Below are 18,532 nucleotides of genomic sequence, written 5' to 3' on the forward strand. Positions count from 1 at the left end.
GCGGATGAAGCGTTCCGCTTCATGCGCCCTACGGCTATCAGCTCGCCGAGGCAGCCTTGGGCAGGATGTCGTTGGCGACCATCTCGCCGAACGGGCTGACGTAGCCACGCGCCTGCGGCTGCTGGGGCTGGGCCAGGTCCAGGTGCGGGAAGAGCAGTTCGGCCACCCGGTAGGACTCTTCCAGGTGCGGGTAGCCGGAGAAGATGAAGGTGTCGATGCCCAGGTCCGCGTACTCCTTCACGCGAGCCGCCACGGTCGGGCCGTCGCCCACCAGCGCGGTACCGGCGCCGCCGCGCACCAGGCCGACGCCGGCCCAGAGGTTGGGGCTGACTTCCAGCTTGTCCTTGCTGCCGCCGTGCAGGGCGGCCATGCGTTGCTGGCCGACGGAGTCGAAGCGCGCCAGCGAAGCCTGGGCGCGGTCGATGGTGTCCTGGTCCAGGTGGGAGATCAGGCGGTCAGCGGCCTGCCAGGCTTCGTCGTTGGTCTCGCGGACGATCACGTGCAGGCGGATGCCGAAGCGCACGCTGCGACCCTGCTTGGCGGCCTTCTCGCGCACCTGGGCGATCTTCTCGGCGACGGCGGCCGGCGGCTCGCCCCAGGTCAGGTACAGCTCGACCTGTTCGGCGGCGAGGTCCTGGGCGGCGTCGGAGGAGCCACCGAAATACAGCGGCGGACGCGGCTGCTGGATCGGCGGATAGAGCAGCTTGGCACCCTTCACCTGCAGGTGCTTGCCGTCGTAGTCGACGGTCTCGCCTTCCAGCACGCGGCGCCAGATACGGGTGAACTCCACCGACGCTTCGTAGCGCTCGGCGTGGCTCAGGTGCAGGCCGTCGCCGGCCAGTTCGTCCGGGTCGCCGCCGGTCACCAGGTTGAACAGCGCACGGCCATTGGACAGGCGATCAAGGGTGGCGGCCTGGCGGGCGGCCACGGTCGGGGAAATGATGCCCGGGCGCAGGGCGACCAGGAACTTCAGGCGCTGGGTCACCGGGATCAGCGAGGCGGCGACCAGCCAGGAGTCCTCGCAGGAGCGGCCGGTGGGGATCAGCACGCCGCCGAAACCGAGACGGTCGGCAGCCTGGGCGACCTGTTGCAGATAACCGTGGTCCACGGCGCGGGCGCCTTCGGCGGTGCCCAGGTAGTGGCCGTCGCCGTGGGTCGGCAGGAACCAGAAGATGTTCAGACTCATCGCAGTAACTCCAGATAAGCGCGCCGGCGTGGCGTAGCCGCGCGATGATGGGATTCGGGTGTACGTCGTGCTGCTGTTCTTCGTAGGAGCGGACTCCGTCCGCGATGTGCCACCGGCCAGCTCGGAGCTGTCGGAAATCGATCGCGGACGAAGTCCGCTCCTACGCGAGGTTCATTGGGCGGTAGCGACCTTGGCCGGCGCCGTCCACACCACGTCCTTGATGCTCAGCTGCTTGGGAATCAGCTTCAGCTGGGTGAAGGTGTCGGCGATCTTCTGCTGCGCGGCGGTGACTTCCGGGGTGATCGGCTGGGCACCGTAGCCCTGGCGTTTCACCGCGGTGAAGGTGATGTCCGCCGGCAGGCCGAGCAGCGGCGCGACCTGGTCGGTGACCTGCTGCGGGTTCTGCTGCGACCACTCGCCCACCGAGCGCACTTCGTCGATCAGGGTGGTGATCACCTGCGGGTGGTTGTTCGCATAGGGGCGGGTCGCCAGGTAGAACTGGTGGTTATCCACAAGGCCGCTGCCATCCACCAGGGTGCGGGCGGAGAGCTGCTTCTCGGCGGCGGCCTGGTACGGGTCCCAGATCACCCAGGCATCCACGCTGCCGCGCTCGAAGGCGGCGCGGGCGTCGGCCGGCGGCAGGTACACGGGCTGGATGTCGCTGTATTTCAGGCCGGCCTTCTCCAGGGCGCGCACCAGCAGGTAGTGCACGTTGGAGCCCTTGTTCAGGGCGACCTTCTTGCCCTTGAGCTCGGCGACGGATTTGATCGGCGAATCTTTCGGCAGGAGGATCGCCTCGCTGGTCGGCGCCGGCGGTTCGTGAGCGACGTAGACCAGATCGGCACCAGCGGCCTGGGCGAACACCGGCGGGGTTTCGCCGGTGACGCCGAAGTCGATGCTGCCGACATTCAGGCCTTCGAGCAGCTGCGGGCCGCCGGGGAATTCGGTCCATTGCACCTTGACGCCCTGCTCGGCCAGGCGCTTCTCCAGCGTGCCACGGGCCTTGAGCAGCACCAGGGTGCCGTACTTCTGGTAGCCGATACGCAGGGTACCGGGTTGTTCGTCTGCCTGGGCGTTGTAGGACAGGGCTGCGATCAGCAGGGCCGCCAGTCCACTACGCAAAGTGAGGGTCCGCATGGGAGTGCTCCTTTATCGAGTGTGCTTGCCGGACCTGCGGTCCCGTTGTCGGGACGGTGAGGGCCTTTCATGTTGTTCAAGAGTCGCCACCTGCCCGATCGGGGCTCAGCCTGCGCTCTTGCTTTTACCTGTAGCTTGCAGCCTGTCGCCTGCAGCCGCTCTTCTTCAAATGCTCCAGCGGGCGTTGATCAGCCGTTCGTTGAGCAGGTTCGGGTCGATGGGTTTCGGTCGGCGCGCGAGGGCGCCGTGGAACTGTTCCAGGGATTCCAGCAGTCGATGTTCGAGGGTCGACTCCAGGCGCGCCGGGGTATTGCCCTCGGGGTATTGCACCTGGCTCTCCTCGGCGAACACACCGTGCAGGGTTTCCTGGGCCTTCAACGCGGCGAGGACCGGCTTGAGCGCGTAGTCCACCGCCAGCATGTGAGCGTTGCTGCCGCCGGTGGCCAGGGGCAGCACCACCTTGTGCGCCAGCGCCCGCTCCGGCAGCAGGTCGAGGATGACCTTCAGCGCACCGGCGATGGACGCCTTGTACACCGGGGTGGAAATCACCAGGCCGTCGGCGCGCAGCACCTGTTCGATCAGCTCGACCACCCGCGGGCTGTCGAAGCGCGCATGCAGCAGGTCTTCCGCCGGGAAGTCGTGCACGCTGTAGGAGCGCACCTCGGCGCCGTGGGCGTGCAGCCAGCTCCGCGCGATGTCCAGCAGGACACCGGAGCGGGAACGCTGGCTGGGGCTGCCGGCAAGGGTGACTACATACATCTGCACATTTCCTTATAACGATCAGGACGCTTCTGATAGCGACCTGCTAACCAATGTGCATAGACCTTAACAGCCCTTCGTATATTCCAATAAATGGTATTTATTCATTTAGTTATGCGATTTGGTTTTTACTGTAGGAGCGAGCTTGCTCGCGAACCTTTTCAGGCGGGGCTCGTAGGATGGGTGGAGCGCAGCGATACCCATGCTGCCAGCCGGCGCGCTCGGATCGATGGGTATCGCTACGCTCCACGCCATCCTACGCAGAGCGAAGGCTCAAATGACGTGGGACTGGTGCAGCTCGGTCAGCGCTTCGCCGCGCAGGAAGGCCAGCTCCACGGCGCGACGGTCACGCGGGCGCGGCAGCGGCACGGGGAATTCGCGGCGCAGGCGGCTGGGTGTGCCGCCCAGCAGCAGGACGCGATCGCTGAGGTAGAAGGCTTCGTCGAGGTCGTGGGTGACCAGCAGGATGCTGATGTCGTATTCCAGCGCCAGTTGCTGGATCAGGTCCTGCAGGCGGATGCGGGTGAAGGCGTCCACCGCGCTGAAGGGCTCATCCAGCAGCAGCACCTGCGGCCGGCCATAGAGGCCACGGGCGATGGCCGCGCGTTGGGCCATGCCACCGGAGAGCTGCTTGGGCAGCAGCTCGCCCTTGCCTTCCAGCCCCACGTCGCGCAACAGGTGCTCGATGCGCTGGTCGTCGGCCAGCCAGCCGTCGGCGAAGCCGATGTTCTGTGCGACGGTCAGCCAGGGCAGCAGGCGCGGCTCCTGGAACACCACGCCGATGCCACCGCCGCCCCGACCGCTGTCACCATCCGGGCCGAAGCCGAGCAGCGGGTTGCGCTCCAGCGAGCCGGCGAACTCATCGTCCAGCCCGGCGGCAATGCGCAGCAGGGTACTTTTTCCACAACCACTGGGACCCAGCAGGCTGACCACTTCGCCCGGCGCCAGGCTCAGGCTGACGTCGTCCAGCACGCGCACGCCGGAGAAGCTCTTGCGGATATCGCGCAGTTGCAGCAAGGCGCTCATGGAGCCTCTCCCAGGAAGGTATCGCGCCAGGCCAGCGCACGCTGCTCCAGCGCCTTGAGCAGGCTGTCGCTGAGCTTGCCGAGCACCGCCAGCACCAGGATGGCGGCAATGACGATGTCCGGACGCGAGGTCTCCCGGCCGTCGCTGAGCAGGTAGCCCAGGCCACGGGTGGCGGCGATCAGTTCGGCGGCGACGAGGAACATCCAGCTCAGGCTCAGCGCGCCGCGCAGACCGGTGAACAGGCTCGGCAGCGCCGCCGGCAGGAGGATGCGCCGCACCAGAGCGAAGGGCGACAGGTGATACAGCCGGCCCAGTTCCACCCACTTGCGGTCGACGTTGCGCACGCCAGCCACCAGCGACAGGTAAACGGGGAAGAAGGCGCCAAGGGCGATCAGCACGATCTTCGGGGTTTCGTCGATGCCCAGCCAGAGCAGCAGCAAGGGCACCCAGGCCAGGCTGGGAATGGCCCGCAGCGCCTGGAAGGTAGGCTCCAGATAAGCCTCGGCGCGCTGGCTGAGGCCGACCCAGGTGCCGATCAGCACCGCGGCCGCCGCGCCGATGAAGAAGCCGGCGGCGACCCGCGCCAGGCTCGCGGCAACATGCTTCCAGAGCTCGCCCTGAGCCAGTTGCCAGAGCGTCAGCGCGACACTGCTGGGCGCCGGCATCTGATGTTCGGCCAACCAGCCGACGCGCACTGACAACTCCAGCGCGCCGCACAGCAACAGCGGCACCAGCCAGGCGCGCCAGCTCAGCCGTGGCCAGCGCAGTTTCACTGTGCGGCGCTGGCGGGCCAGACGCAGGCTCTGGGTGGGCATGGATTATTGCTCCGCCTTGGCAACAGCACCGGCCTTGCCCATCACTTCACCGGCCAGTTGCGGCGCGATCAGCTGATCGACCACGGCGGTGACATCGGTCCCCGGACGCACCAGTTGCTCGTCCAGCAGGATCGGCGCGGCGGCCTTCAGCGCGGCAACCTGCTCGGCTCCCGGCAGCGGCTTGCTGAAGTCGGTGCGCGAGAGTTGCAACTTCGCCACTTCCAGCGGCAGCTTGGCTTCCTCAGCGAGCAGCTTGGCGGTTTCTTCCGGGTGCGCCACGGCCCACTGGCGCGCCTCTTCATAGGCGGCGATGACCTGCTTGATCAGCTCCGGCTGCTCCTTCTCGAATTTCTCGGTGACGCTGAGTACGCCGTAGCTGTTGAAGTCGACGTTGCGGTAAAGCAGACGCGAGCCGGCCTGCAGCTCGCTGGCGGCCATGTGCGGATCGAGGCCGGCCCAGGCGTCCACCCTGCCCTGCTCCAGCGCGGCGCGGCCGTCCGGATGCTGCAGGTGGACGATCTCTACGTCGTTCTTGTCCAGCCCGGCCTGTTGCAGGCTGCGCAGCAGGAACAGGTAGGGGTCGGTGCCCTTGGTGGCGGCGATCTTCTTGCCCTTGAGGTCCGCAACGGACTTCAGCGGCGAATCCTTGGGCACCACCAGCGCGGTCCACTCCGGGCGGCTGGCGATGTACACGGTCTTCAGCGGGCTGCCGTTGGCGCGGCTGAGCACGGCAGCCAACCCCGCCGTGGAGGCAAAGTCGGTGCTGCCGGCATTGAGGTATTCCAGCGAGCGGTTGCTGCCCTGGCTGAACACCCAGCGCACCTGCGTGCCCTGCGGCTTGAGGGCTTTTTCGAGATAGCCGAAATGCTTGAGTACCAGGCTGGTGGGCGCGTAGTAGGCGTAGTCCAGGCGCACTTCTTTCGGTGCGTCTGCGGCTTGGGCGGGGCTGTTGTAGGCGCCGATCGGCAGGCTCGCGAGAAGAGCGACGGCCAGGCTGCGGCGCCAGGTGGAATGACCCATGGTCGTTCTCCTTGGCGTGGGCTTGCGTCTTCTTCCCGTTTGGCGGGCAAGTCAGGACAGGGATACAGCGAATAAAAAAGCGCGGCGTGGTCCGCGCATGAAGGATAAAAAATGGGCCGGCGAACCGGCCCTATTTCCGCTCGAGGTTTGCTCGTGCAGTGACTCCCCGGATGGGGGGCGGAGAGTCACTTGTTGGGTTGAGGAGTCAGTCGCAGGTAGGGCTTGATGGCGCGATAGCCCTTGGGGAAACGCTGCTTGATCTCTTCCTCGTCCTTGAGCGAGGGCACGATCACCACGTCGTCGCCGTCCTGCCAGTTGCCGGGCGTGGCGACCTTGTGGTTGTCGGTGAGCTGCAGCGAGTCGATGACGCGCAGGATCTCGTTGAAGTTGCGCCCGGTGCTCGCCGGGTAGGTGATGGTCAGGCGCACCTTCTTGTTCGGGTCGATGACGAACAGCGAACGCACGGTGAGGGTGTCATTGGCGTTCGGGTGGATCAGGTCGTACAGCTCGGAGACCTTGCGGTCGGCGTCGGCGATGATCGGGAAGTTGACCACGGTGTTCTGGGTCTCGTTGATGTCGTCGATCCACTTCACGTGGGAGTCCACCGGGTCGACGGACAGCGCGATGACCTTCACGCCCTTGGCGGCGAACTGGTCCTTGAGCTTGGCGGTCAGGCCCAGCTCGGTGGTGCACACCGGGGTGAAGTCGGCCGGGTGGGAGAACAGCACGCCCCAGCTGTTGCCCAGCCATTCATGGAAACGGATGCGGCCTTCGCTGGATTCCTGTTCGAAGTCGGGGGCGATGTCGCCGAGTCGCAAGCTCATGGGGTCTCTCCTTGTTCGTGTTGGTAGCCACTATGCACAAGGTCTTTACGCATTAAAAAGAATATATTTTGATTTTCTTATAACCAAAAACAACAATCTTTCTTGACCCTGTTCGACGACGACCGTCGCCGGACACTGAGCATAGACAAGCTTCAGCCAACGCCCGGAAGACACGGTGTTTCATCCATGAGACAAACCCTCACCGTTCGTCGCCATCCGCCTGTAGCCCCTGTACGGCGGGGCTTTGCGGCATACACTCGGATGAATTAATCCTTTTGTTCGGGAGGTCAGCATATGTTGGGACAACGCGTCGGCGACGGCCAGGCGGCCACCCATTACCGCAGCGACCGGATCAGTTCGGTCAACGGCCAGTACTTCTTCTCCACCCGCGAGGGAACCCTGGAAGGTCCCTACTTCACCCGCTTCGATGCCGAACGCGAAATCGTCCAGTACATCAGCCGCATGCAGCAGGCGGCGGGATTGATGGCGCGCGTGACGCAGTGATCACCGGCTGATCTAGTGCAAACGAAAAACCCCGGCCTGGTGCCGGGGTTTTCTTTTGTCCGCGACGGACAATCATCGCGACTCAGGCAATGCTCGCCAGGCGGCCGATGTGTGGCTGCTCACGATGCTGGGCCTGCCACAGATCGTAATCCGCCTGTACGCCAAGCCAGGTGCGTGCGCTGCCAATACCAGCCAGCTCCAGCCGCCAGGCCAGATCAGGGCTGATCGGGGCATGACCATGCAGCACGCGTGACAGGGTTTCTCGCGCATATCCCAGGTGTCGGGCCAACGCGGCCACGCTCAACCCCAGTTCGGGGAGCACGTCCTCCAGAAGCGTTTCACCTGGATGTGGGGGATTGGCCATGGCCATGAATGCGCCCTCCTCTCAGGAGCCGGTAGTTTCAGTGGTAGTCCAGATAGTCGACCAGCTCCACGTCGCTACCCAGGAAGCGAAAGATCATCCGCCAGTTGCCACTGACGGTCAGCGACCAGAAGCCATCCAGTGATCCCTTCAACGGGTGCAGTCGCCAACCGGGAATAGCCACATCAGCAGGACTTGCGGCGTTGTTCAGGAACGGCAGCATGCGCGCCAGGCGGCGAGCATGGTCGGAGCGAATCCCGCGGGTCGTACCCGTTTCGTAGAAGGCCTGCAGGCCCTTGTGGCGGAAACTGATGATCATCACCAGAGTGTGATGAAAAACATCACGCATTAGCGATCATACCATTCCCGCCTCGGATGTCGACCAAGCCGCATGGCTTGCGGGAAACGTCCGCCAAAGAAAACCCCCGGCGTCACCGCCGGGGGTTCTTCAATGCCGGGCCGCTTGCGTGGAGCAGCCGGCGCTGACCGGGCAAGGGCGTGCGCCCTCGCCCGTGGTGCTCAGCGAACGGCCTCGAACAGGCCGGTGGCGCCCATGCCGCCGCCCACGCACATGGTGACGATGCCGTAGCGCAGGTTGCGCCGCTGCAGTTCGCGCACCAGGTGGCCGACCTGGCGCGAGCCGGTCATGCCGAAGGGGTGGCCGATGGAGATGGAGCCGCCGTTGACGTTGTACTTCTCGTTGTCGATCCCCAGGCGATCGCGGGCATACAGGCACTGCGAGGCGAAGGCTTCGTTGAGTTCCCAGAGGTCGATGTCGGCGACCTGCAGGCCCTTGGCCTTGAGCAGCTTGGGCACCGAGAACACCGGGCCGATGCCCATCTCGTCGGGCTCGCAGCCGGCCACGGTGAAGCCGCGGAAGAACGCCTTGGGCTTGAGGCCCAGCTCCAGGGCCTTGTCCAGGCTCATCACCAGGGTCATGGAGGCGCCGTCGGAGAGCTGCGAGGCGTTGCCGGCGGTGACCGAGCCGTCTTCGGCGAATACCGGTTTCAGCGAGTTCAGGCCTTCCAGGGTGGTCTCCGGGCGGTTGCAGTCGTCGCGCTCGACCACGCCGTCGAGGACTTTCTTCTCGCCGGTGGCCTTGTCTTCCACCAGGTACTTCACCTGCATCGGCGCGATCTCGTCGTCGAACAGGCCTTCGGCCTGGGCGCGGGCGGTGCGCTGCTGGCTCTGCAGCGAGTAGAGGTCCTGCTGCTCGCGGGTGACGTTGTAGCGGCGGGCGACGATCTCGGCGGTCTGGCCCATGGGGTAGTAGATACCGGGGAAATCCGACTCCAGGCGCGGGTTGACGAAGTTGTCACGGTTCATCTTGCCCGCGGTCATGCTGATGGACTCGACGCCGCCGGCCACCAGGATGTCGCTGCAGCCCGAGGCCACCTGGTTGGCGGCAATCGCGATGGCCTGCAGGCCGGAGGAGCAGTAGCGGTTGAGGGTCATGCCGGCGACATGGGTGCCCAGGCGCGACAGCACGGCGGCGTTGCGGCCGATGTTGTGGCCCTGGGCGCCCTCGTTGGAGCCGGCGCCGACCACGCAGTCGTCCACCAGCAGCGGATCGAGGTTGTTGCGCGCCAGCAGCACGTCGATGCAATGGGCGACCATGTCGTCCGGACGGGTCATGTTGAATTTGCCCCGGAAGGACTTGGCCAGGCCGGTACGGACGCTGTCGACGATCACCACTTCGCGCATGGGAAACCTCGTTGCTTGTTGTTGGACTGAGGAAAGGTGTGCGGCGAGCATAAGCGCCGCTGAGGACGCACGGCGACGATCATTCACCAGCCGTATAGGCCTGCCCCCACCCTCGTTGGGCGGGGTGGAACGAAACCGCCGCCCGGAGGCGGCGGTTTCCACCGGCGTTGCGCCGGTCAGACGGTGTCGGTCTTGATCGCGTGATCGCCCAGCAGGCCGTTGAGCACGGTGTGGGTATCCCCGGCCGAGAGCACGCCATTGCCGACATGCCCGGCGTACTTGGCGGAGAGATCGACGTTGGCCAGGTCGATGGTCTGGGTCGCTGTGCCACCACTGGTGGGGCTGACCGCAATGCTGGTAGTCCCCGAGCTGACCGAGAAGGTCAGGTAGTGGGCCAGCGAGTCGGCGGTGGGCAGCGCACCCTGCAGCAGGTCGGCGAGGTTCAGGGTATCGCCCTCGCTGATGCTGAAGTCCTTGATCACGTCATGGCCGGTATCGCCCGACTTCCAGATGAACTCGTCGGCACCGGTACCGCCGTACATGATGTCGTCGCCCGGCCCGCCGATCAGCTTGTCGTTGCCGCCCTGGCCGAACATCAGGTCATTGCCGGCGCCGCCCTCGAGGATGTCGTTGCCGCCGCGGGTATCGCCGGCGACATTGAACTGGTCCGCGTGCTGGACGATGTAGTTGGTGATCTGGCTGACGCTGGGCGCACTGCCGTTGGTGGCGGTCAGGTAGTCCACCAGGGCCTGGAAGCCCTGGCCGTTGTGGGTGCCGGCGGCGTGCCCGGCCCAGGACAGTGCGTCGGTGTTGATCACGTCGCCGAAGAGGATGTCGTTGCCCGCACCACCGACCAGGTGGTCGTTGCCCACGGTCACCGGCGTGCTGGTGCTGAAGCCCTCCTGCAGCGCCGCCTGCAGTTGCTCGGCGGTGTTGATGATCTGCGGTTCGCCGACGCTGGCGGTGATGGTCTTGCCGTCCAGGGTCACCGAACCGTTGCCGGTGGTATCGGTGTTGTCGAAGAACTTCAGGTAGTTGCTGTTGATGCCGTTGCCGATACCGATGGCATTGACGTCCACCGCGTTGTCGCCGGTGAGGGCGCCAGCGTGGTGCAGCATGTCGTTGCCGGAGGTGAGCGCGGCATTGATGTCGTTGTAGTTGGTGGTGTCGCCGCTGCCGCTGTTGCCGTTGTAGACAGTCGGGTTGCCGTCGGTGAGGAAGAACGCCAGGTTGACGTAGCCGTGCGCCGCATCGGCATGGTTGGTGCCGACCTGGGTGTTGAACCAAGCCGAGGCGGCCTTCATGGCATCGTCGTAGTTGGTCGCACCGTTGGCGCTGAGCGTATTGATGGCGGCAATCAGCGCGGCAACGTTGGCGGTGGTCAGGCCGTTGAAGGTGGTGACGTGCGAGTTGTCGCTGAAGGACACCAGGCTGACGTTGATCACCCCGTCGTGGCCCTTGATCGCGTTGACCAGGTTGATCAGTGCGTTCTTCGCCAGCGCCATGCGGCTCAGCCCGGCGGTGCCGGAGGCGTCGCCCATGCTGCCGGAGGTGTCGACGATCAGCGAGATGTTGTAGTTCTTGCCCGGCTGGGTATAGACCGACACGCCGCCGGCATCGCCGATCAGCACGTCGTTGCCGCCGTTGCCGGTGATCTGCCCGGCCTTGTCCGCATCCAGCGGGCTGGGGACGGTGTGCAGGACCGACGAGCCATCGACGTCACCGGCATTGCTGCCCACCACCAGGATCGGCTGGCCGTACTTCAGGCAGATGTTGAGGTTGGCCGAAGCGGTGTCGCCATCGCCGTCGACGATGGTGTACTTGAACACCTCGCTGATCTGCCCGCTCTCCGGGAAGGCCACGCCGGCCTTGGAGGCGTAGGTGTAGTCGCCGGCATGGTGCCCCGCGACATCCTTGAGGTACACCGTCAGGGTGCCGCTGGTGGTCTGGATGGTCAGCAGGCCGGTGCTGGCGTTGTAGCTGCCGGTGGCGCTGGTGGCATTGGGGTTGACGTTGGTGAAGCCGCCCGAGGCGTCCACGGCGAATTTCTCGCCGCCGAACTCGACCTGGGTGATGCGCACCGTGCCGTCGGCGCTCACCGGGACATCGTTGGCCAGCAGGTTGCCGCTGACCGAGTCGATGGTCACCAGGTTCTGCAGGGTGGCGGTGAGGTCGCTGGGCTGGGTGACGATGATCGGCGAGCCCTTGCCGTCGATTCCCACCAGGTCGGCGTTGGTGATCGAGGTGCCCAGGCCCACGGCATACGCATCGACGTGGTTGGTGGCGTCGTTGTTGTCACCGTCGGGATTGGCCAGGAAGGCCTTCCACTGGGTGATCGCCGTGCTGGTGTTGCCCTCGTTGGGCTGGCCGTCGGAGATGAAGTACACGCGGTTGATCGCTGCAGGATCGGCGCCGCTGGCATTGATGTCGGCGGTGACGTTGGCCTTGGCCAGGTTGAGCGCGACCTGGTAGTTGGTGTTGTCCTCGGTCTGCAGGCCGTTGATCTTGTTCACCAGCGAGGTGAACTGGGCATCGGAGTTGCTGGAGAAGTTGAAGTCGCCCAGATCCTTGGCGCTGCTGGCGAAGCTCAGCAGCGAGACGTGGATGGCGATGCCCATGGCCGCGTACTGCTGCACCAGGTTGACCAGCGCCGCCTTGGCGTTGATCAGCTTGCTGCCGTCCATGCTGCCGGAGACGTCCACCACCAGGGTCAGGTTGACCGCCGGCGGCGCCTGCTGCACCAGGCAGCGCGGGTTGTCGTCCACCGCCGTCGGGCCGTCGTCGAGGAAGGTCAGCTTGCTGCCCAGGTCGATGCTCGCCGACTTCGAATCGCCGTCGCCATCGGTCACCGTGGCGGTCAGGCCGAGCTTGCCGCTGGCCAGGCTCAGCGCGTCGTTCGGATCACTGGCATTGGGGTGCTTGAGCGCCAGCTGCTGGTCGAGCTTGACCACGCCGGTATTGCCGTCGAGGGTGACGGTGAAGGCTGTAGCGCCGCTGGTGCTGCCCACGTGCCCTTCGACCTGGGTCGCACTGACCCTGACCAGCACGATGTTCTGCCCATCGGTGGTCTGCAGGCCACTCTGGGTGCCGGTGGTAGCCGTCAGGCTGTAGGTGGTGCTGCCGCCGTCGGCGCCGACGGTGGCGCTGAAGGCCGTGCTGAAGTTGGCGCTGGCGTCGACGCTCAGGTTGCTTTCATCCACCGTCAGGGTCGGCACGTGGCTGTTGTCCACGCTGATGGTCGGGCCATCGTCGTGGAAGCTCAGCTTGCTGCCCAGGTCCAGGCTGGCGGACTTGGAGTCGCCATCGCCGTCGGTGATGGTGGCGACCAGGGCGATCTTGCCACTGGCGATGCTCAGCGCATCGTTCGGGTCGGTCGCGTCCGGGTGCCTGAAGGCCATCTGCTGGTCGAGGGTGACGCTGCCGTTGTTCACCGTCAGGGTGAAGGCGATGGCGCCATTGGCACCGCCGACCCGACCGACTACGCCGCCGCTCTCGTTGAACAGGTAGATTTTGTCGCCGTTGGTGACGCGCAGGCCGCTGTCGCTGCCATCGACGCCAGCCACCACCTTGTAGACCAGCGAGCCGGCACCGTCGGCGCCGTAGTTGCTGGTGAACAGGCTGGTCACGTTGGCGCTGGCGTCGACGCCCAGGTTGCTCTCGTCCACCACCAGGGCGGGCGCGCCCTGGGCACTGGCGGTGATGCTCGGGCCGTCGTCGTGGAAGCTCAGCTGGCTGCCCAGCTCGACGCTGGCGCTGTGGGAGTCGCCATCGCCATCGGTGATGGTTGCGGTGAGGGCGATCTTGCCGCTGGCGATGCTCAGCGCGTCGTCCGGGTTGCTGCCGTCCGGGTGCTTGAGCGCCATCTGCTGGTCAAGGGTGACAGTGCCGTTGTTCACCGTCAGGGTGAAGGCGATGGCGCCATTGGCGCCGCCGACCCGGCCGACCACGCCGCCGTTTTCATTGAACAGGAAGATCTTGTCGCCATTGGTGACGCGCAGGCCGCTGTCGCCGCCCTCGGTGCTGGCGACCACCTTGTAGACCAGCGAGCCGGCACCGTCGGCGCCGTAATTGCTGGTGAACAGACTGGTGACGCTGGCGCTGGCATTGATGCCCAGGTTGCTCTCGTCCACCACCAGCGCCGGGCCGTTGGCCTGGTTGGCGACGATGCTCGGGCCATCGTCGTAGAACACCAGCTTGCTGCCCAGGTCGATGTGGGCACTGGCGCTGTCGCCGTCACCATCGGTGACGGTGGCGGTAAGGGTGATCTTGCCGCTGGCCAGGCTCAGCCCTTCATCGTCGTTGTGGGTATCCGGATGCACGAAGGCGATGCGCTGGTCGAGGGTCAGCGCCCCGCCATCGGGCCGCACCACGAAGGCAATGGTGTTGCTGCCTTCGACCTTGCCGACCACGCCGTTGCCATCGTTGAACAGCAGGATGCGTGCGCCATCGGCGCTTGCACGCAGGCCACTGTCGGTGCCGTCCACAGCCACGCTGACCTTGTAGGTGACGCTGCCCGCGCCGTCGGCGCCGAAGTGCGCATCGAACAGTTGCGAGACCAGGCTGGCCTCGACACGGGCGTTGTTGCTCAGGTCGGACTCGTCCACCTCCAGGCGGATGTCGGCATCGGTGCAGGGCTGGATGCTCGGGCCATCGTCGAGGAAGGTCAGCTTGCCGCCCAGGTCGACGCTGGCCGAAGCATGGTCGCCGTCGCCATCGGTGATGGTCGCGGTAAGGGTGATCTTGTCGGAACCGATGCTCAGCGGATCATTGGCATCGGTGGTGAGCGGATGCACCAGGGCGCGCTGCTGGTCGAGGGTGATGGCGCCGTTGTGCTGGGTCACGCTGAAGGCCACCAGGTTGGTGCCCTCCACGCGGCCCTCCACACCATTGGCGGTGTTGAAGAGGAAGATCCTGCTGCCGGTGGCAGTGTCCTTCAGGCCGCTGTCGGTGCCGTCGGTGGTGGTGAGCTTGTAGGTGATGCCGCCGGCGCCGTCATTGCCGAAGTGGCTGCTGAACAGCGCCGCCACATCGCTGGCCGGGGCGCTGGCGGAAGCAACGGCGCCCAAGCCCAGCTGGGTCTCGTCCACCGTCAGCTTGATGTCCGCCGTGGTGCACGGCTCGATGCTCGGGCCATCGTCGTAGAACACCATCTTGCTGCCCAGGTCGACGTAGGCCGAGGCGTGGTCGCCGTCGCCATCGGTGATGGTTGCGGTGAGGGTGATCTTGCCGGTGTCCAGGCGCAGCGGTTCGTCCGAGTCGTTGGGGTTGCCGTGGACCAGCGCCAGGCGCTGGTCGAGCATCAGCGCGCCGTTGTCCTCGCTGACCACGAAGGCGATGGCGTTGCTGTGCTCGACGCGGCCGACCACCGTGCCGTTCTCGTTGTAGAGGAAGATACGATCGCCGCTGGCGGTCTCGCGCAGGCCGCTGTCGGTGCCGTCCACGGTGCTCACCTTGCAGGTGATGCTGCCCGGACCATCGGCGCCGAAGTGCGACTCGAACAACAGCGATACCAGGCTGGATTCGACGCGCGCGTCGTTGCCCAGGTTGGACTCGTCCACTTCCAGGCTGATGTCGTACTGGGTGGCCGGCTGGATGCACGGGCCGTCATCGAGGAAGGTCAGCTTGCTGCCCAGGTCGATGCTCGCCGAAGCATGGTCGCCGTCACCATCGGTGATGGTCGCGGTCAGGCTGACCTGGCCGGCCAGGTGCAGGGCGTCATTGGGATTGCTGGCATCCGGATGCGCCATCGCCCGCAGTTGTTCCAGGGTGACCTTGCCGTCCGGATCGATGCTCACGCGGAAGGCCACGGTGCTGCTGCCTTCCAGGCGGCCCTCGACACCACTGGCGGTGTTGTAGAGGAAGATCTTCTCGCCGGTGGCGGTGTCCTTCAGACCACTGTCAGTGTTGTCGGCGGCGCTCAGCTTGTACTCGATGCTGCCGGCGCCATCGGCGCCGTAGTGGGCGTTGAACAGGTCGGCGACGTTCAGGCTGCTGGTGTCGGGCTGGCCGAGGTGGGTCTCGTCCACCGTCAGCTTGATGTCGGCATCCTGGCACGGCTGGATGCTCGGACCGTCGTCGAGGAAGGTCAGCTTGCTGCCCAGGTCGAGGCTCGCCGAAGCATGGTCACCGTCGCCGTCCGTGATGGTGGCGGTGAGCGTGAGGGTGTTCGGGTCGAGGCTGACACCATCGTTCGCATCGCTGGCGTTGGGGTGAACCACCGCACGCAGCTGCTCCAGGGTGACCTTGCCATCGGCGTCGAGGGTCACGCGGAAGGCCACGTCAGAGCCGGTTCCGACCCGTCCTTCCACACCATTGGCTGTGTTGTAGAGGAAGATCTTCTCGCCGCTGGCGGTGTCCTTCAGCCCACTGTCGGTGCCATCGGTGGTGCCGACCTTGTAGGTGATCGAACCGGCACCATCGGCGCCGAAATGCGCGTTGAACAGGTCGGCCACGCTGGCGCTGCTGGTGTCACCGACGCCCAGGTGGGTCTCGTCCACCGTCAGGCGGATGTCGGCATCCTGGCACGGCTCGATGCTCGGGCCGTCGTCGAGGAAGCTCAGCTTGCCGCCCAGGTCGATGTGCGCGGTGGCGCTGTCGCCGTCCTTGTCGGTGATGGTAGCGCTGAGGTCGATCTTGCCGGCCAGGCTCAGCGAATCATTGGGGTCGTTCGGATCACCGTGCACCAGCGCGCGCAGTTGTTCCAGGGTCACCTTGCCGTCGCTGTCGATGCTCACGCGGAAGGCAACGGTGCTGGTGCCTTCCAGACGACCCTCGACACCGTTGGCGGTGTTGTAGAGGAATATCTTCTCGCCGGTGGCGGTGTCCTTCAGGCCACTGTCGGTGTTATCGGCGGCTTCGAGCTTGTAGGTGATCGAGCCCGCGCCGTCGGCGCCGTACTGGCCATTGAACAGGTCGGCGACCGAGTTGCTGGTGGCCGGTACGCCCAACTGGGTCTCGTCCACGGTCAGGTGCAGGCCTTCGGTGCTGCCCACGGAAATGCTCGGGCCGTCGTCGAGGAAGGTCAGCTTGCTGCCCAGGTCGAGGCTGGCGCTCTGGTGGTCGCCATCGGCGTCGGTCACGGTGGCGGTCAGGCTGATCTTGCCTTCGCCCAGGCTCAACGGATCATTGGAATCCGTGGAGTCCGGGTGAACCAGTGCACGGACCTGATCGAGGGTGATCTTGCCGTCAGAGCCCAGGGTGACGCGGAACGCGACTGCACCATCCGCACCGCCTACGCGGCCTTCAACGCCGTTGGCAGTGTTGAACAGGAAAATCCTGTCGCCAGTGGCGGTGTCCTTCACGCCGCTGTCGGTGTTGTCGGTGGTGGACACCTTGTAGGTGATCGAGCCGGCGCCATCGGCGCCGTACTGGGAGTTGAACAGGCTGCTCGCTGCCACGCTGCTGGTGGCGTCGGTGCCCAGGGCGGATTCGTCCACCGTCAGGTGCAGGCCTTCGGTGTTGCCGACGGAAATACTCGGGCCGTCATCGGTGAAGCTCACGCGGCCACCCAGGTCGAGGGAGCTGCTGGAGGTGACGCTGTCGCCATCGCGGTCGGTGACCGTGAGGTTGCCCTGCAGTTGTATCAGGCCGGAATCCAGAGCGATGGTCTGGCCGGCAAAACCGCTCTCGCTGCCCGGCAGCGGATGATCGATGGCGCTGTACTGGGTCAGGGTGACGACCCCGGTGTTGCCGTTTACCGACAGCGAGAACACGGTGTTCTCGCCGGTGATGCCGGCCGCGCTGGAGGCGGTGGAAGCGACGATGGCGCCGCCCACGCTGTACAGGTAGATAGTTGCGCCGCCGCTGGTCAGGCCCGAATTGGCGCCATTGCCGGCGACCAGGTTCAGGCCGTAGCTCAGCTCGGTGCTGCCGGCGCCGTCGCCGCCGTAGTTGGCAGTGACCTTGAACGCCGCGCTGTAATCGGCGGTGGAGGTGTCGAAGGCCGCCCCGGCGGTGTTGGCGTCATGGGTCTGCAGCAGCACGTCCACGCCATTGTCGGCGGACAGGCTGGCCTGCGGCGCATCGTCGACGATCCCCACGTTCACCGAACCGTTGGCCGAAGTGCCGTTGCCGTCGGTGATGGTGTAGGGAATGTCGAAGTTCAGGGTGTCCTCGGAGCCTTTCACCGGGTGGTCCACCGGTTGCAGCAGGGTGACCTCGAAGGCGCCGGTATTGATGTTGGTGAGGGTCACGGTGAACACCGGCGTGCCATTGGCGCTGCCGGTGAGCACATGGCCGTCGGGGCTGACGCTGTAGGTGATGGCGACACCGCCGGAAGTCAGGCTGGGCAGCCCGGTCGTGCCCCAGGTGAAGCTGCCGACACCGTCGCTGCCGAAGTTGTAGCCCAGGTTGCCGGAGAAGGTCGCACCCTCCCCCGCACCATCGGGAATACCGCCGGGCAGGCCGGCCTCGAATACGTTGGCCAGGCCCGGGCCGTTGGGGCCGGCGCTCGGCTGGCCGTCCACCGGCGGTTGTTCCGGTGGCGTCACGGCGGCGACATCGGGTTGGGCGGTACCGTCGAACTCGCGCAGGGGCAGCGGGCCCGAGCCGATCGGGCCGGTGGGGAATCCGATGGTCGGATCGATATGGCCGCCGACCTCGGTCAGCAGCACGAAGGAGTGTCCACCACCGGGCTTGTTGTTGGCGGCGCCGGCGGCGGTGGGTCCCGCGGCGGTGGCTTCGGCCTGCTGGGTCGGGTCGGCGCCGGCGGCGATGGCGGCCTGCAGGGCCTTGACGTCGGTGACGTCCTGCTGCGACGGCGTGGCCGGCTGCTGTTGCTGGGCAACGGCCTGATCACCCTGGTCCGCCTGGTGCGCGGCGGCAAGCATCTGCGAGGTCATCGGCAGCGAGCTGTCACGCCCCAGCGTGATCTCGCCACCACCGGCGACTTTCACCGCCACCGCGCCATTGGCGCCGGTGACCAGTTGCTCGCCGACAAATACCTTGTCTCCCTGCTCCAAAGGACGACGCGATCCATCGGCGGCTACCGCAAACACTTCGCCGATAACCTTGCTGACGACACCCATCAAAGTAGCCATGAGTCCTTCCTCCGCTCCACTGCACCGCGGCCGAGTCCATCGGCGCGCAAGTAACCGAATAAGGCCATGGCAGGCTTGTATCGGATGCTGCGAAGAAAGCTGCGAAGGGAGCAGAACAGGACTGGTAGCGCTTGTGTATCAAAAAGCCAGCGACAATT

General features: G+C 65.8%; 12 protein-coding genes. 1 reads left to right on the forward strand and 11 read right to left on the reverse strand.

Annotated features, from left to right (window positions below; all coding sequences use genetic code 11):
• Positions 1-37: 37 nt before the first annotated feature.
• From ssuD to HNP46_RS12885, 7 genes are all read right to left on the reverse strand, one after another.
• Complete coding sequence (ssuD, locus tag HNP46_RS12855; RefSeq protein WP_184589413.1) at positions 38-1,186, reverse strand: FMNH2-dependent alkanesulfonate monooxygenase; 1,149 nt, start codon at positions 1,184-1,186, stop codon at positions 38-40.
• A 171-nt stretch (positions 1,187-1,357) separates the two neighbouring features.
• Positions 1,358-2,323: a sulfonate ABC transporter substrate-binding protein gene (locus tag HNP46_RS12860; RefSeq protein ID WP_184589416.1), complete on the reverse strand. Its 966-nt coding sequence runs from the start codon at positions 2,321-2,323 to the stop codon at positions 1,358-1,360.
• Between the two features lie 165 nt (positions 2,324-2,488).
• Complete coding sequence (gene ssuE, locus HNP46_RS12865) at positions 2,489-3,082, reverse strand: NADPH-dependent FMN reductase (protein ID WP_184589418.1); 594 nt, start codon at positions 3,080-3,082, stop codon at positions 2,489-2,491.
• A gap of 273 nt (positions 3,083-3,355) precedes the next feature.
• Positions 3,356-4,108, reverse strand: a complete 753-nt coding sequence (locus HNP46_RS12870) for an ABC transporter ATP-binding protein (RefSeq protein WP_184589421.1) — start codon at positions 4,106-4,108, stop codon at positions 3,356-3,358.
• Positions 4,105-4,923: an ABC transporter permease gene (locus tag HNP46_RS12875; protein ID WP_184589423.1), complete on the reverse strand. Its 819-nt coding sequence runs from the start codon at positions 4,921-4,923 to the stop codon at positions 4,105-4,107. The genes HNP46_RS12870 and HNP46_RS12875 overlap by 4 nt, the downstream gene beginning before the upstream one ends.
• Before the next feature lie 3 nt (positions 4,924-4,926).
• The gene (locus HNP46_RS12880) at positions 4,927-5,943 is read right to left on the reverse strand and encodes an aliphatic sulfonate ABC transporter substrate-binding protein (RefSeq protein ID WP_184589425.1); all 1,017 of its coding nucleotides are present in this window, start codon (positions 5,941-5,943) and stop codon (positions 4,927-4,929) included.
• Positions 5,944-6,128: 185 nt separating this feature from the next.
• Complete coding sequence (locus tag HNP46_RS12885; protein ID WP_184589427.1) at positions 6,129-6,767, reverse strand: peroxiredoxin; 639 nt, start codon at positions 6,765-6,767, stop codon at positions 6,129-6,131.
• Between the two features lie 294 nt (positions 6,768-7,061).
• Here HNP46_RS12885 and HNP46_RS12890 point away from each other — a divergent pair, with 294 nt between their 5' ends.
• Positions 7,062-7,271, forward strand: a complete 210-nt coding sequence (locus HNP46_RS12890) for a DUF6316 family protein (RefSeq protein WP_184589429.1) — start codon at positions 7,062-7,064, stop codon at positions 7,269-7,271.
• Between the two features lie 82 nt (positions 7,272-7,353).
• Here the strand turns inward: HNP46_RS12890 and HNP46_RS12895 are convergent, their stop codons facing one another.
• The 4 genes from HNP46_RS12895 to HNP46_RS12910 form a co-directional block, all read right to left on the reverse strand.
• Positions 7,354-7,641 (reverse strand): HigA family addiction module antitoxin, encoded by a 288-nt coding sequence (locus tag HNP46_RS12895; protein ID WP_184589431.1) that lies wholly within the window; start codon positions 7,639-7,641, stop codon positions 7,354-7,356.
• A 31-nt stretch (positions 7,642-7,672) separates the two neighbouring features.
• Entirely contained in the window at positions 7,673-7,951 is a 279-nt protein-coding gene (locus HNP46_RS12900) for a type II toxin-antitoxin system RelE/ParE family toxin (RefSeq protein WP_184589536.1), read from the reverse strand.
• 200 nt (positions 7,952-8,151) lie between these two features.
• Positions 8,152-9,336 carry a thiolase family protein gene (locus tag HNP46_RS12905; protein ID WP_184589433.1) on the reverse strand — a complete coding sequence of 395 codons (1,185 nt, stop codon included), beginning with the start codon at positions 9,334-9,336 and terminating at the stop codon, positions 8,152-8,154.
• Between the two features lie 176 nt (positions 9,337-9,512).
• The gene (locus HNP46_RS12910; protein WP_184589435.1) at positions 9,513-18,374 is read right to left on the reverse strand and encodes a retention module-containing protein; all 8,862 of its coding nucleotides are present in this window, start codon (positions 18,372-18,374) and stop codon (positions 9,513-9,515) included.
• Between the last annotated feature and the right edge of the window lie 158 nt (positions 18,375-18,532).

Origin of the sequence: Pseudomonas nitroreducens (genome assembly GCF_014204515.1) — a bacterium.
GTDB classification, from domain to species: Bacteria; Pseudomonadota; Gammaproteobacteria; order Pseudomonadales; family Pseudomonadaceae; genus Pseudomonas; species Pseudomonas nitritireducens_A.

Bases quoted from the DNA above. Each gene is read 5' to 3' on its own strand.
- ssuD (WP_184589413.1), bottom strand. From the start codon at position 1,186: ATGAGTCTGAACATCTTCTGGTTCCTGCCGACCCACGGCGACGGCCAC.
- HNP46_RS12860 (WP_184589416.1), bottom strand. From the start codon at position 2,323: ATGCGGACCCTCACTTTGCGTAGTGGACTGGCGGCCCTGCTGATCGCA.
- ssuE (WP_184589418.1), bottom strand. From the start codon at position 3,082: ATGTATGTAGTCACCCTTGCCGGCAGCCCCAGCCAGCGTTCCCGCTCC.
- HNP46_RS12870 (WP_184589421.1), bottom strand. From the start codon at position 4,108: ATGAGCGCCTTGCTGCAACTGCGCGATATCCGCAAGAGCTTCTCCGGC.
- HNP46_RS12875 (WP_184589423.1), bottom strand. From the start codon at position 4,923: ATGCCCACCCAGAGCCTGCGTCTGGCCCGCCAGCGCCGCACAGTGAAA.
- HNP46_RS12880 (WP_184589425.1), bottom strand. From the start codon at position 5,943: ATGGGTCATTCCACCTGGCGCCGCAGCCTGGCCGTCGCTCTTCTCGCG.
- HNP46_RS12885 (WP_184589427.1), bottom strand. From the start codon at position 6,767: ATGAGCTTGCGACTCGGCGACATCGCCCCCGACTTCGAACAGGAATCC.
- HNP46_RS12890 (WP_184589429.1), top strand. From the start codon at position 7,062: ATGTTGGGACAACGCGTCGGCGACGGCCAGGCGGCCACCCATTACCGC.
- HNP46_RS12895 (WP_184589431.1), bottom strand. From the start codon at position 7,641: ATGGCCATGGCCAATCCCCCACATCCAGGTGAAACGCTTCTGGAGGAC.
- HNP46_RS12900 (WP_184589536.1), bottom strand. From the start codon at position 7,951: ATGATCATCAGTTTCCGCCACAAGGGCCTGCAGGCCTTCTACGAAACG.
- HNP46_RS12905 (WP_184589433.1), bottom strand. From the start codon at position 9,336: ATGCGCGAAGTGGTGATCGTCGACAGCGTCCGTACCGGCCTGGCCAAG.
- HNP46_RS12910 (WP_184589435.1), bottom strand. From the start codon at position 18,374: ATGGCTACTTTGATGGGTGTCGTCAGCAAGGTTATCGGCGAAGTGTTT.